The organism is Escherichia sp. WS1265 (genome assembly GCF_046487585.1).
Taxonomy (GTDB): Bacteria; Pseudomonadota; Gammaproteobacteria; order Enterobacterales; family Enterobacteriaceae; genus Escherichia; species Escherichia coli.
Genome location: NZ_JBJQJE010000001.1, coordinates 412840 through 425592, shown reverse-complemented (window position 1 = coordinate 425592; position 12753 = coordinate 412840). Strand labels below are relative to the sequence as shown.

15 protein-coding genes are annotated in these 12753 nt (G+C 50.8%); 8 read left to right on the top strand and 7 right to left on the bottom strand.

Annotated features, from left to right (window positions below):
- The 3 genes from ynfH (at position 1) to clcB (ending at position 2963) form a co-directional block, all read left to right on the top strand.
- Positions 1–855 carry a selenate reductase membrane anchor subunit YnfH gene (gene ynfH, locus ACJHX3_RS02115; RefSeq protein ID WP_000526478.1) on the top strand — a complete coding sequence of 285 codons (855 nt, stop codon included), beginning with the start codon at positions 1–3 and terminating at the stop codon, positions 853–855.
- A 42-nt stretch (positions 856–897) separates the two neighbouring features.
- The gene (gene dmsD / locus ACJHX3_RS02110) at positions 898–1512 is read left to right on the top strand and encodes a Tat proofreading chaperone DmsD (protein ID WP_000148702.1); all 615 of its coding nucleotides are present in this window, start codon (positions 898–900) and stop codon (positions 1510–1512) included.
- Positions 1513–1670: 158 nt separating this feature from the next.
- Positions 1671–2963 carry a voltage-gated ClC-type chloride channel ClcB gene (gene clcB / locus ACJHX3_RS02105; RefSeq protein ID WP_094321774.1) on the top strand — a complete coding sequence of 431 codons (1293 nt, stop codon included), beginning with the start codon at positions 1671–1673 and terminating at the stop codon, positions 2961–2963.
- On the opposite strand, the gene bioD is transcribed toward clcB, so the two are convergent.
- From bioD to ACJHX3_RS02090, 3 genes are all read right to left on the bottom strand, one after another.
- On the bottom strand, positions 2916–3611 hold the full coding sequence (bioD, locus tag ACJHX3_RS02100) for a dethiobiotin synthase (RefSeq protein ID WP_000919231.1): 696 nt from the start codon (positions 3609–3611) through the stop codon (positions 2916–2918). The genes clcB and bioD overlap by 48 nt on opposite strands.
- A 124-nt stretch (positions 3612–3735) precedes the next feature.
- Positions 3736–4956, bottom strand: a complete 1221-nt coding sequence (gene mlc / locus ACJHX3_RS02095; protein WP_000225276.1) for a sugar metabolism global transcriptional regulator Mlc — start codon at positions 4954–4956, stop codon at positions 3736–3738.
- A gap of 134 nt (positions 4957–5090) precedes the next feature.
- Complete coding sequence (locus ACJHX3_RS02090) at positions 5091–5984, bottom strand: LysR family transcriptional regulator (protein ID WP_024043745.1); 894 nt, start codon at positions 5982–5984, stop codon at positions 5091–5093.
- Between the two features lie 106 nt (positions 5985–6090).
- Between ACJHX3_RS02090 and ACJHX3_RS02085 the strand changes: the two genes are divergently transcribed.
- Positions 6091–7344 carry an MFS transporter gene (locus ACJHX3_RS02085; protein WP_000091839.1) on the top strand — a complete coding sequence of 418 codons (1254 nt, stop codon included), beginning with the start codon at positions 6091–6093 and terminating at the stop codon, positions 7342–7344.
- A 49-nt stretch (positions 7345–7393) separates the two neighbouring features.
- Here the strand turns inward: ACJHX3_RS02085 and ACJHX3_RS02080 are convergent, their stop codons facing one another.
- A complete protein-coding gene (locus tag ACJHX3_RS02080; protein ID WP_001351109.1) occupies positions 7394–7498 on the bottom strand; it encodes a KPN_01571 family protein in 105 nt (34 codons plus the stop codon).
- Between the two features lie 270 nt (positions 7499–7768).
- On the opposite strand from ACJHX3_RS02080, the gene asr reads away from it, so the two are divergent.
- The 3 genes from asr to ACJHX3_RS02065 all read left to right on the top strand — a co-directional run bounded on the left by asr (position 7769) and on the right by ACJHX3_RS02065 (position 9174).
- On the top strand, positions 7769–8077 hold the full coding sequence (asr, locus tag ACJHX3_RS02075) for an acid resistance repetitive basic protein Asr (RefSeq protein WP_001362115.1): 309 nt from the start codon (positions 7769–7771) through the stop codon (positions 8075–8077).
- Positions 8078–8169: 92 nt separating this feature from the next.
- Positions 8170–8253, top strand: coding sequence for a hypothetical protein (locus tag ACJHX3_RS02070; RefSeq protein WP_000233090.1), 84 nt, complete (start codon positions 8170–8172; stop codon positions 8251–8253).
- 99 nt (positions 8254–8352) lie between these two features.
- The gene (locus tag ACJHX3_RS02065) at positions 8353–9174 is read left to right on the top strand and encodes a trypsin-like serine peptidase (protein WP_024043746.1); all 822 of its coding nucleotides are present in this window, start codon (positions 8353–8355) and stop codon (positions 9172–9174) included.
- Positions 9175–9212: 38 nt separating this feature from the next.
- Here ACJHX3_RS02065 and mdtI read toward each other — a convergent pair whose 3' ends face one another.
- Both mdtI and mdtJ read right to left on the bottom strand, forming a co-directional pair.
- Positions 9213–9542: a multidrug/spermidine efflux SMR transporter subunit MdtI gene (gene mdtI, locus ACJHX3_RS02060; RefSeq protein ID WP_000046661.1), complete on the bottom strand. Its 330-nt coding sequence runs from the start codon at positions 9540–9542 to the stop codon at positions 9213–9215.
- Positions 9529–9894, bottom strand: coding sequence for a multidrug/spermidine efflux SMR transporter subunit MdtJ (gene mdtJ, locus ACJHX3_RS02055; protein ID WP_000276149.1), 366 nt, complete (start codon positions 9892–9894; stop codon positions 9529–9531). The genes mdtI and mdtJ overlap by 14 nt, the downstream gene beginning before the upstream one ends.
- A gap of 411 nt (positions 9895–10305) precedes the next feature.
- On the opposite strand from mdtJ, the gene tqsA reads away from it, so the two are divergent.
- The gene (gene tqsA, locus ACJHX3_RS02050) at positions 10306–11340 is read left to right on the top strand and encodes an AI-2 transporter TqsA (protein WP_001118241.1); all 1035 of its coding nucleotides are present in this window, start codon (positions 10306–10308) and stop codon (positions 11338–11340) included.
- Between the two features lie 24 nt (positions 11341–11364).
- Here the strand turns inward: tqsA and pntB are convergent, their stop codons facing one another.
- Positions 11365–12753, bottom strand: a complete 1389-nt coding sequence (pntB, locus tag ACJHX3_RS02045) for a Re/Si-specific NAD(P)(+) transhydrogenase subunit beta (protein ID WP_000014036.1) — start codon at positions 12751–12753, stop codon at positions 11365–11367.

The following is a 12753-nucleotide window of genomic DNA, read 5'->3' as shown; positions in this document are numbered from 1 at the left end:
ATGGGAAATGGATGGCATGAATGGCCACTGGTTATCTTTACCGTATTGGGTCAATGCGTAGTAGGCGCGCTGATTGTTAGCGGAATTGGCTGGTTCGCCGCCAAAAATGACGCAGACCGTCAGCACATTGTTCGTGGCATGTTTTTCCTCTGGCTGTTGATGGGCATCGGGTTTATTGCCTCTGTCATGCACCTGGGATCCCCACTGCGGGCGTTTAACTCGCTGAATCGAATCGGAGCTTCTGGTCTGAGTAACGAGATTGCTGCCGGTTCCATATTTTTTGCCGTTGGCGGATTATGGTGGCTGGTGGCAGTCATCGGTAAAATGCCGCAAGCGTTGGGGAAACTCTGGTTACTTGTCAGCATGGCGCTCGGCGTCATTTTCGTCTGGATGATGACCTGCGTGTATCAAATCGACACAGTGCCAACCTGGTATAACGGTTACACTACGCTGGCTTTCTTCCTGACAGTATTGTTGAGCGGTCCAATACTTGCTGCCACAATTCTGCGGGCAGCCCGCGTTACATTTAATACCACACCCTTTGCCATCATTAGCGTTCTGGCGCTGATCGCTTGTGCCGGGGTGATTGTGCTGCAAGGTTTGTCTCTGGCGTCTATTCACTCATCCGTACAACAAGCCAGCGAGCTGGTACCAGATTACGCCTCCTTACAGGTCTGGCGTGTGGTATTGTTATGCGCAGGTCTAGGATGCTGGCTTTGTCCGCTCATTCGTCGCCGTGAACCTCACGTTGCCGGACTTGTTCTGGGGCTAATCCTCATACTTGGCGGTGAGATGATCGGGCGTGTGCTCTTTTATGGCCTGCACATGACGGTAGGAATGGCTATTGCAGGTTAACAAATTGGTGCGGGGCAACCCGCACATTTCAGGATGTTAGGAATGACCCATTTTTCACAGCAAGATAATTTTTCTGTTGCGGCGCGCGTGTTGGGCGCGCTGTTTTATTACGCTCCGGAGAGTGCGGAAGCCGCACCTCTGGTTGCGGTACTCACCAGTGACGGCTGGGAAACTCAGTGGCCTCTACCAGAAGCGTCATTAGCGCCGCTGGTGACGGCTTTTCAGGCACAGAGTGAAGAGACTCGCGCCCAGGCCTGGCAGCGTTTGTTTGTCGGCCCGTGGGCTCTGCCGTCTCCGCCGTGGGGGTCGGTCTGGCTGGATCGCGAATCTGTGCTGTTTGGCGATTCAACATTGGCACTTCGTCAATGGATGCGCGAGAAAGGCATTCAGTTCGAAATGCAGCAAAACGAACCGGAAGATCATTTTGGTTCACTGCTGTTGATGGCTGCGTGGTTGGCGGAGAATGGTCGCCAGACAGAATGCGAAGAATTGCTGGCATGGCACCTTTTTCCGTGGTCAACACGTTTTCTTGACGTTTTTATCGAAAAAGCAGAACACCCTTTCTACCGTGCACTGGGTGAACTGGCTCGCTTAACGCTGGCGCAATGGCAATCACAACTGTTAATTCCTGTCGCGGTTAAACCACTCTTTCGATAGGATCACCGTAATATTGCCGGATGGTGACGATTACGCGCAATTCGGCAATAATAGGTTACAGTGTCACGTTTTTTTGTCTCTTAAAGCACGCACTGCTTTTGCGGCTGGCCTCTTTTGCCGCAAAATAGTCGCCCGTGTTTCATTGCCCATTTCTGCTCATGCATCATCTACACATCTATCCGGATCTGCGCACTATGTTCCGCCGTCTGCTTATCGCAACAGTCGTCGGTATTCTTGCGGCCTTTGCCGTTGCCGGGTTTCGTCATGCGATGCTGCTACTGGAGTGGCTGTTCCTCAATAATGACTCGGGCAGTCTGGTCAATGCAGCTACAAATCTTTCCCCGTGGCGACGGCTGCTAACTCCGGCGCTCGGCGGACTGGCGGCGGGTTTGTTGCTGATGGGCTGGCAGAAATTTACCCAGCAACGCCCTCATGCGCCGACCGATTACATGGAAGCGTTGCAAACCGATGGGCAGTTTGATTACGCAGCAAGCCTGGTTAAATCCCTTGCCTCTCTGCTGGTAGTAACCAGCGGCAGTGCAATTGGTCGCGAAGGTGCGATGATTCTTTTAGCTGCCCTTGCCGCCTCCTGTTTTGCCAAACGTTTTACGCCTCGCCAGGAGTGGAAATTATGGATCGCCTGTGGAGCTGCGGCGGGAATGGCTGCGGCCTATCGCGCCCCGCTTGCTGGCAGTTTATTTATAGCCGAAGTGCTGTTTGGCACTATGATGTTGGCCTCTCTCGGCCCGGTGATTATTTCCGCTGTCGTGGCGTTGCTGGTTAGCAATCTTATTAATCATAGCGACGCGTTACTCTACAGCGTACAACTCTCAGTGACGGTTCAGGCTCGTGACTATGCGCTGATTATCAGTACAGGTGTGCTGGCAGGTCTGTGCGGACCACTGTTGTTAACGTTAATGAACGCCTGTCATCGTGGATTTGTAAGTCTCAAACTTGCGCCGCCCTGGCAACTGGCACTGGGCGGGTTGATCGTGGGTCTGCTTTCCCTGTTCACACCTGCAGTGTGGGGCAACGGCTATAGCACCGTACAATCCTTTTTAACCGCCCCGCCACTGTTAATGATCATTGCCGGGATCTTCCTCTGTAAACTGTTTGCCGTGCTGGCGAGTAGTGGTTCTGGCGCGCCCGGTGGTGTCTTTACACCGACGCTATTTATCGGTCTTGCCATTGGCATGTTGTATGGTCGTAGCCTGGGATTATGGTTCCCTGATGGCGAAGAAATGACGCTTTTACTCGGATTGACCGGGATGGCGACACTGTTGGCGGCAACCACGCACGCGCCGATTATGTCGACGTTGATGATATGTGAAATGACCGGGGAATATCAGCTACTCCCCGGTTTATTGATTGCCTGCGTAATTGCGTCGGTAATTTCGCGGACGTTACACCGTGACTCTATCTACCGCCAGCACACTGCGAAGCATAGCTAAGCGGATGTATTGCCCCAGTTCACGCTGTTCGGCGCGCGGCAGATAAGGCAGTTCACCAATGAGCGGTGCCGGAAGTTTTTTACCCAGCACATCAATGATTTCCGCATAATGCGCCAGTCCTGGATTGATTCGGTTAGCCACCCAGCCAATGAGCGGCAGCCCGTCGTTGGCAATCGCCTGAGCTGTTAGTAGTGCATGGTTAATGCAACCTTCCTGAATACCGACAACCATCAATACCGGCAGTTGTTCCTGCACCACCCATTCAGAGAGTGGACGCAAATCATTCATCAGACTGCGCCAGCCGCCAGTCCCTTCTACCACGACATGATCGACTTTTTCGGTCAGGTTTGCCAGGCCGTTTGAAATGAGGGTGTAATTGATTGGGCAACTGTGCGCCACGCTACTTTCTTCTTCGCTTAACGCGATAGGATTAACTGCTTCATAAGGCAGTTCGATGGTTGAAACACTCTGCAACACCAGGGCATCTTTATTACGCAGCCCTTCGGGTGTCTCTTTGCTCCCCTTCGCTACGGGTTTATATCCCGCAACCGTTTTTCCCTGGGAGGCTAACGCTTGTAGCAATGCGCGGGAAACCACCGTTTTCCCTACAGAAGTGTCTGTACCGGTAATAAAGAAACGCTTCAGCATCACTAACTCCACCGTTATGCTTCACAAATATAAACCAGGAAAATAATTAACCTTGAAAGTCTAAGTTATGCTTTCCTGGCCCAAATTGAGATAGCGCAAATTTTGGTAGAACAGTTAAAAAATGTTAACCCTGCAACAGACGAATCAACAAAGAACCGTTATACATCGCGTCTTTTACCAGCGCAGCGCCTGCCATCGTGCCCTGGTTAGAAAACTGAGTACTCTCAACGCTAATGTGCTGACTATACGCAGGAAGGGCCTGCTGACGGATGCTGTCCGAGATGACCGGGAAGAGGATATCTGCCGCTTTACTTAACGGTGAGCCAATCAGTATTTTTTGTGGGTTAAATAAATTCACCATGATGGCAAGAATGCGCCCTACATGCGCGCCCACCCCGGTAATGATGTCTTTTGCCAGTAGATCGCCGCGCAATGCCGCCTGACACAATGAGTCCACGGTTAACGGTTGTCCATGTAACATCGAGCTCATGGATTGATTGAGACGCAGCTGTGCCAGCTCAAGAATACTGTCCACACTGGCGATGGTTTCGAGGCAACCGTGATTCCCGCAATAACAGCGTTTCCCATACGGGTCGACCTGTGTGTGGCCTATTTCCACGAGGCTACTGCTGCCTGCGTGTAGCAGATGACCATCGGTAATGACGCCAGCCCCCACGTTGTGATCGATAACCACCTGAATCACATCGCGCGCCCCGCGTGAGGCACCAAACAAGGCCTCAGCCATCGTCCATGCGCTGATATCATGCTGAATATAAACCGGTACGCCGGTATGCTGCTCCAGCGCCTCGCCGAGCGGCATCTCTTTTACATCCTCGTAGAACGGCATGCGATGTACAATACCATTTTCCGTATCAATAATTCCCGGCAAGGTTATGGCAATCGAAGTCAGACGCTCAAGTTTTTTCTGGTGGCGGATAAAAAACTGATCGATATGGGAAATGATACGATCCAGCAATGGCGAGTCATCTTTTAACGCCAGCTCCTGCGACTCCTCCACCACCAGTTTGCTGCTCAGATCGCGCAAAGCAAGGAAAATCTCCCCGCGACTAATGCGCAGAGAAAGATAGTGCCAGGCTTCAGTTTCAACCACCAGCCCCACCGCCGGACGGCCACGGTTCCCCGCTTCTTTGATTTCCAGCTCTTGCACCAGGTGTGCTTCGAGCATCTCACGGACAATTTTAGTGATACTGGCAGGAGCCAGCTGCGCCAGACGGGAAAGATCGATACGCGAGACTGGACCAAGCTGATCAATCAGGCGATAAACCGCGCCCGCGTTGGTCTGCTTTATTTGATCAATGTGCCCAGGCTGGTTTTCAGCAACCACCGCATACTCCCTATATTTTCGCGCTCCGAAATAATCTGTAGGCTATGGTGAAGCACTTCAATACGTGTCGTCAAATTTTTACTTAGGCATGTGATTAACAGCACATTTTTCGGGCTTTTTCGCTGAAATTTCCCTCACCTGAGAGCATTCAGCAGATGAATACGAAAGTTACGCACAGCCGGACTTTGTTCATGATGTTTCGGCCAGACCAACCACATTTCAGAAACCGCATCCTCTTCAGCAATCGGCACCCAGCGCATTTCGTTGAGCTGAACTCGTTTAAATGACGCAGGCAAAATTGAAACACCCAGACCGGCAGAAACCAGACCGATGATGGTCATAGCCTCACCCACCTCCTGAGTGATGACAGGCGTCAAATGGTAACGTCGCATCAGTCCGAGAATATCGTCATACAGCCCTGTCCCTACGTGCGGATCAAAAAAGACAAAGGGTTCTTTCGCCAGTTCAGCCAGCGTTACACTCAGGTTATTTGCCAGGGGATGATCGTGCGGGATCATCGCCATAAGCGGTTCATGGACGATGACTGCGTGTTCAAGCGTCTCCGGTAACGCTGTGTTACGCAGCAATCCCATATCCAGCGTTCCTTCAATGAGCGGAGCGATTTGCTCGCGAGTGTTCATTTCGCGGGTTTGTAAATGGACATCGGGATAATCACGGCGAAACAGCGATAACGTATCGGACACCGCCCGAATAAAAGGAGCGGACGAAGTAAAACCAATGCGCAACTCCCCCGCTTCGCCCTGATGCAGCCTTTCAGCGCGAGCGGCAGCGTCATCCACCATAGACAGGATTTGCCGACTATCTGCAAGAAACTGTTTTCCTGCTGCCGTCAGCAATACACTGCGATTGGTTCGTGCCAGCAGTCGGGCACCAATTTGTTGCTCCAGCGCCTGAATCTGCTGACTTAGCGGCGGTTGCGAAATATTCAGGCGGGCAGCGGCGCGCCCGAAATGCAGCTCTTCCGCAACAGCAACAAAGTAACGCAGATGACGAAGTTCAATATTCATATTTAAAACATCTTATTTGAGATTATTAATATATTAGACAGAACAATTCGATTTTCCTACCCTATGTATAAGCCTGATCCACAGGCATATTTAGCAAGGATTTCAAGTGAGCCGTACTACAACTGTTGATGGCGCTCCGGCAAGCGACACTGACAAGCAAAGCATTTCTCAGCCAAATCAATTTATTAAACGCGGTACGCCGCAATTTATGCGCGTCACCCTGGCGCTGTTCTCTGCCGGACTGGCAACATTTGCACTTCTCTATTGTGTGCAGCCTATCCTTCCGGTGCTTTCGCAGGAGTTTGGCTTAACGCCCGCGAACAGTAGTATTTCACTGTCCATTTCCACGGCGATGTTGGCTATTGGTTTGCTGTTTACTGGCCCCCTATCCGATGCCATTGGTCGCAAACCAGTGATGGTCACGGCGCTACTGTTGGCCTCCATTTGTACGTTACTTTCGACAATGATGACCAGCTGGCACGGCATTTTAATTATGCGCGCCTTGATTGGACTTTCGTTAAGTGGCGTGGCAGCTGTTGGCATGACTTATCTTAGCGAGGAAATCCACCCCAGCTTCGTGGCCTTTTCGATGGGGTTGTATATCAGCGGCAACTCAATTGGCGGCATGAGCGGACGCTTAATTAGCGGTGTCTTCACGGACTTTTTCAACTGGCGAATTGCTCTGGCGGCAATCGGTTGTTTCGCGCTGGCCTCGGCGTTGATGTTCTGGAAAATCCTCCCTGAATCACGCCATTTTCGCCCGACTTCGCTGCGCCCTAAGACGTTATTTATCAACTTTCGTCTGCACTGGCGTGACCGGGGATTACCGTTATTGTTCGCAGAAGGCTTTTTGCTGATGGGGTCGTTCGTCACGCTGTTTAATTACATCGGCTATAGGTTGATGCTTTCCCCCTGGCATGTCAGTCAGGCCGTGGTTGGCTTATTATCGCTGGCTTATTTGACCGGTACATGGAGCTCACCCAAAGCCGGAACCATGACCACCCGCTATGGACGCGGTCCGGTGATGTTGTTTTCGACGGGGGTTATGCTGTTTGGTTTACTGATGACCTTATTCAGCTCGCTGTGGCTGATCTTTGCCGGAATGTTACTCTTCTCAGCCGGATTCTTCGCAGCCCACTCCGTTGCCAGCAGCTGGATCGGCCCCCGCGCAAAACGCGCTAAAGGCCAGGCCTCCTCGCTGTATCTGTTCAGTTACTATCTGGGGTCGAGTATTGCCGGGACGCTGGGTGGTGTTTTCTGGCATAACTATGGCTGGAACGGCGTCGGCGCATTTATTGCTCTGATGCTGGTCATTGCTCTGCTGGTCGGGACGCGTTTGCATCATCGTCTGCACGCCTGAAAAAATAAGTCCGGACTGCGGTAAATACCCGTCCGGACTTATTGCCTGCTCAAACCAACGTTAATAGCCATCCTAAAATAGACGAAGCGCCAGCCAATTCCCGCAGCGCATCTAGCGTCATCAGGATTATAAGTACCCAAATAAACGGATTCATTTTGCTGTGTGTCATTTATTACTGATGCGCAGTTATTCTACCGCTTTGTAAGTAGTAAAATAGTTAACCCGATCAAGACTACTATTATTGGTAGCTAAATTTTCCTTAAGTCACAATACGTTATTATCAATGCTGTAATTTATTCAGCGTTTGTACATATCGTTACACGCTGAAACCAACCACTCACGGAAGTCTGCCATTCCCAGGGATATAGTTATTTCAACGGCCCCGCAGTGGGGTTAAATGAAAAAACAAATTGAGGGTATGACAATGAAAAAAGTATTAGCTCTGGTTGTTGCCGCTGCTATGGGTCTGTCTTCTGCTGCCTTTGCTGCAGAGACTGCGACCACACCTGCTCCGACTGCGACGACCACCAAAGCAGCGCCTGCGAAAACCACACATCATAAAAAACAGCATAAAGCAGCACCTGCCCAGAAAGCGCAGGCGGCTAAAAAGCATCATAAAAATGCGAAAGCTGAACAGAAAGCTCCTGAACAAAAAGCGCAGGCAGCGAAGAAACACGCCAAGAAACACAGCCATCAGCAACCGGCAAAACCTGCTGCACAACCCGCAGCGTAAGTTTTCAACAGTAACGCTGGCGCGCCCCCTCGCGCCTGAAAATTACGGTGCTAAGCAGGTAACGTTTAGCACCGCCTTTAGCGGAGGGTAGTATGGTGGGCCGTTATCGCTTTGAGTTCATTCTTATCATCCTTATTTTATGCGCACTTATTGCCGCCCGTTTTTATCTTTCCTGATCGTAGTTATCTGATTTTACTCCCACTTTCATCCCGTCCCGTCTATAGTATTTATGAGGGTTTGCTTTTAATAATCATAATTACCCACCAGAGTGTGATATGCGTACAACCATTGCTGTAGTGTTGGGTGCAATTAGTTTGACGTCTGCTTTTGTGTTTGCAGATAAACCAGACGTTGCCAAATCGGCAAACGATGAGGTCAGCACCCTGTTTTTTGGTCATGATGATCGTGTGCCAGTGAATGACACGACCCAATCACCGTGGGATGCGGTTGGGCAACTGGAAACGGCCAGCGGCAATTTATGTACGGCGACGCTGATTGCACCCAATCTGGCATTAACGGCAGGACACTGTTTATTGACGCCACCAAAGGGTAAAGCCGATAAAGTGGTGGCGCTGCGTTTTGTGTCAAATAAAGGTCTTTGGCGCTATGAGATCCACGACATAGAAGGCCGCGTTGATCCGACACTGGGAAAGCGGTTAAAAGCAGATGGGGATGGTTGGATTGTTCCTCCCGCAGCTGCGCCGTGGGACTTCGGTTTGATTGTGCTACGTAATCCCCCTTCTGGCATTACACCGTTGCCGTTATTTGAGGGAGATAAAGCCGCGCTTACCGCCGCATTAAAATCGGCTGGCCGTAAAGTGACTCAGGCAGGATACCCTGAAGATCATCTCGATACGTTGTACAGTCATCAAAACTGTGAAGTGACTGGCTGGGCGCAAACGTCGGTGATGTCACATCAGTGCGATACCTTGCCGGGTGACAGCGGTTCGCCTCTGATGTTGCATACCAATGACGGCTGGCAATTAATTGGGGTGCAAAGTTCGGCTCCTGCCGCGAAAGATCGCTGGCGCGCCGATAACCGGGCCATTTCTGTTACCGGTTTTCGCGACAGGCTGGATCAACTGTCGCAAAAATAATGTTCAAACGCTGCCCGACAGTGCGGGCAGCGTGTTCATCAGGCAAGTTTCACCATGATCATTCCAGCCAACAGCAAGACCAGGCCAATCCAGCCTTTACGATTTAACCGTTGACCAAACAAGATCCAACCTGCGGCTAACGTGGCGGCAATACCAAACCCGCCCCACAATGCATAAGCGACAGACAAGTCGATCCCTTTAACGGCCTGAGAAAGCGCACTAAAGGCAGCCAGCACCGCCGCCAGGGAGAGCAAGCCAAATATTTTGCGACGAAAGCCGTCAGAAAATTTCAAAAAAACGTTAGCAACGATTTCCAGCACGATTGCCAATGCCAGCCAGGCGGCGTGAACCCATTCAAACTGCGCCATGGTTCACCTCCAGTTCAGGTTTACGCGCTTTACGGGTACCTGATTTGATCAATACAATCCCGGCCACCAGGGTGGTTAACCCGGCAATTTTCATCAGCGATAAACTTTCGTCGAATAACAAAACGCTAAACAAGGTAATAAATAAAATACCGATACCTTCCCACAGCGCATAAGCCACGCCTAAGGCGATTTTTTTAACGGCGAAAGAGAGAAATATATACGACAGAGAAATCATCACCAGCATTAAAATAAAGCCGCCATTTCCCTCACTGACGCTCGCCCATTTCATTGACAGCGTACCGGTAATTTCCGTAGCAATAGCCAGGCCTAATAAAATCCAATAAATATACATTGTCCTTCTCCTGCAAGAGAATTATTTTAATTTTCGCTTATTTCAGCGAAACCAAAGTAAAGTGGTCAAGCCCCGCGCATAGCGCAAGCTTAGGCAGAAGAAAGGACTAAAGCGCGTTGCGCCAGTGCTGCTCACCTACGAGCAAGATAGTGGATGAGGTACGAAGATGGGTAAATGTAGAAAATAACGTCCTGAACAAATTGTCCATAATATTACAATTATCCGCAGTGTTGCTTCTCGTCATCGCGGATGATAATTGTCCTCGGTAGTTGAACACGCCTGATTTGTATCATAGCTTAAGAATTAACTCAAAATATTTTCACTTCTTTACCTGAGCAGTTTGATTTTCGTTATGATGACGGAGCGAAAAAGACATTATTATTAGCAAAGGAAGAAAAAACGGGGACAAGCATGGCAAAGCCGATCATCACGCTCAATGGCCTAAAAATCGTCATTATGTTGGGAATGCTGGTCATTATTCTCTGCGGTATCCGTTTTGCCGCCGAGATCATCGTGCCGTTTATTCTCGCATTATTTATTGCTGTTATTCTTAACCCGCTGGTGCAACACATGGTCCGCTGGCGAGTGCCGCGTGTACTGGCGGTGTCGATTTTGATGACCATCATCGTGATGGCGATGGTGTTGCTGTTAGCTTATCTGGGTTCCGCACTCAACGAGTTGACGCGGACGTTACCGCAATATCGCAACTCTATTATGACGCCGCTGCAAGCGCTTGAACCGTTGTTGCAACGCGTAGGGATTGACGTCTCAGTTGACCAACTGGCGCATTACATTGATCCGAACGCGGCGATGACGTTGCTCACCAACTTATTGACGCAGTTATCTAATGCCATGTCATCAATATTTTTATTGCTGCTGACGGTGCTGTTTATGCTGCTCGAAGTGCCACAATTGCCCGGAAAATTTCAGCAAATGATGGCGCGTCCGGTTGAAGGGATGGCGGCGATTCAGCGTGCGATTGACAGTGTGTCTCATTATCTGGTGCTGAAAACAGCCATCAGCATCATCACCGGCCTGGTCGCCTGGGCGATGCTCGCCGCACTCGATGTTCGCTTCGCTTTTGTCTGGGGATTGCTGGCCTTTGCGCTTAATTACATCCCGAATATTGGTTCAGTTCTCGCGGCAATCCCCCCTATCGCTCAGGTACTGGTGTTTAATGGCTTCTACGAAGCGTTGCTGGTGCTGGCGGGATATCTGCTGATTAATCTGGTCTTCGGCAATATTCTGGAGCCGCGCATCATGGGGCGTGGGCTGGGGCTTTCCACATTGGTGGTATTTCTGTCGTTGATTTTTTGGGGATGGTTGTTAGGACCGGTGGGTATGCTGCTTTCCGTGCCGTTGACAATTATTGTCAAAATTGCGCTTGAACAAACAGCGGGAGGTCAAAGCATCGCCGTTCTGTTAAGCGATCTCAATAAAGAGTGACGGCCTCCGCAGAGGCCGTCAGGGTTACAGAGCTTTCAGGATTGCATCCACGCTGGCTTTGGCGTCACCAAACAGCATGTGGGTGTTTTCCTTGAAGAACAGCGGGTTTTGCACACCAGCATAGCCAGTGTTCATCGAACGTTTAAAGACAATCACGTTCTGCGCTTTCCACACTTCCAGCACAGGCATACCAGCAATCGGACTCTTCGGATCATCCTGCGCCGCCGGGTTAACCGTATCGTTAGCACCAATCACCAGTACGGTATCGGTATCAGCAAAGTCATCGTTGATCTCGTCCATTTCCAGCACGATGTCATACGGTACTTTTGCTTCAGCCAGCAATACGTTCATATGTCCAGGCAAACGCCCCGCAACCGGGTGGATACCGAAACGCACGTTGATACCACGAGCGCGTAGTTTCTCGGTTATTTCAGCGACAGGATATTGCGCCTGCGCGACTGCCATGCCGTACCCCGGAGTAATGATCACTGAATGGGAGTTTTTCAGCAGTTCCGCTGTCTCTTCTGCGGTGATTTCGCGGTGCTCGCCCACTTCCTGATCATCACCAGTAGAAGAGCCGTCGGTGCCGAAACCACCCGCAATAACGCTGATAAAGGAACGGTTCATCGCCTTACACATAATATAAGAAAGGATAGCCCCCGAAGAACCGACCAGCGCACCGGTCACAATCAGCAGGTCGTTGCTGAGCATAAAGCCCGCAGCCGCAGCCGCCCAGCCGGAGTACGAGTTCAGCATCGACACCACCACTGGCATATCTGCACCACCGATGGAGGCGACTAAATGCCAGCCGAATACCAGCGCAATGGCGGTCATTATCAGCAATGCCAGCACTTGCAGGCCGACGCTGTCCGTGCGAACAAATACAATCAGCAGCAGGAAGGAAACGACCAGAGCCGCCAGGTTCATTTTGTGACGGTTTGGCAGCATCAACGGTTTAGACGAAATCTTGCCACACAGTTTGCCGAACGCCACCACCGAACCCGTGAACGTTACCGCCCCGATGAAGATACCGAGGAACACTTCCGTCAGGTGAATATTGACCAGAATCGGTGCCATTCCCGCGTCATGATGCAGATAGCTGTTAAAGCCAACCAGCACTGCCGCCAGACCCACGAAGCTATGCAGGATCGCCACCAGTTCTGGCATTTCGGTCATTTCAACTTTCTTCGCCAGACGGATACCAATTGCCCCACCAATGACCATCGCCAGCAAGATCCAGCCAACATTACCCGTATCCGGTCCAAAAATGGTTGCGATTAACGCAATCGCCATCCCGGCGATACCGAAGTTGTTACCCTGGCGAGACGTTTCATGTTTCGAAAGCCCGGCCAGACTGAAGATAAACAGGATCGCGGCAACAATGTATGCAGCTGTAACTAATCCTCCAGACAT

Excerpts from the sequence above, each read along its gene's own strand:
- mdtI (WP_000046661.1), bottom strand. The coding sequence starts at position 9,542 with ATGGCGCAGTTTGAATGGGTTCACGCCGCCTGGCTGGCATTGGCAATC.
- ACJHX3_RS02070 (WP_000233090.1), top strand. The coding sequence starts at position 8,170 with ATGGTGGGCCGTTATCGCTTTGAGTTCATTCTTATCATCCTTATTTTA.
- pntB (WP_000014036.1), bottom strand. The coding sequence starts at position 12,753 with ATGTCTGGAGGATTAGTTACAGCTGCATACATTGTTGCCGCGATCCTG.
- tqsA (WP_001118241.1), top strand. The coding sequence starts at position 10,306 with ATGGCAAAGCCGATCATCACGCTCAATGGCCTAAAAATCGTCATTATG.
- mdtJ (WP_000276149.1), bottom strand. The coding sequence starts at position 9,894 with ATGTATATTTATTGGATTTTATTAGGCCTGGCTATTGCTACGGAAATT.
- dmsD (WP_000148702.1), top strand. The coding sequence starts at position 898 with ATGACCCATTTTTCACAGCAAGATAATTTTTCTGTTGCGGCGCGCGTG.
- bioD (WP_000919231.1), bottom strand. The coding sequence starts at position 3,611 with ATGCTGAAGCGTTTCTTTATTACCGGTACAGACACTTCTGTAGGGAAA.
- asr (WP_001362115.1), top strand. The coding sequence starts at position 7,769 with ATGAAAAAAGTATTAGCTCTGGTTGTTGCCGCTGCTATGGGTCTGTCT.
- ACJHX3_RS02090 (WP_024043745.1), bottom strand. The coding sequence starts at position 5,984 with ATGAATATTGAACTTCGTCATCTGCGTTACTTTGTTGCTGTTGCGGAA.
- ACJHX3_RS02080 (WP_001351109.1), bottom strand. The coding sequence starts at position 7,498 with ATGAATCCGTTTATTTGGGTACTTATAATCCTGATGACGCTAGATGCG.
- clcB (WP_094321774.1), top strand. The coding sequence starts at position 1,671 with ATGCATCATCTACACATCTATCCGGATCTGCGCACTATGTTCCGCCGT.
- ACJHX3_RS02065 (WP_024043746.1), top strand. The coding sequence starts at position 8,353 with ATGCGTACAACCATTGCTGTAGTGTTGGGTGCAATTAGTTTGACGTCT.
- ynfH (WP_000526478.1), top strand. The coding sequence starts at position 1 with ATGGGAAATGGATGGCATGAATGGCCACTGGTTATCTTTACCGTATTG.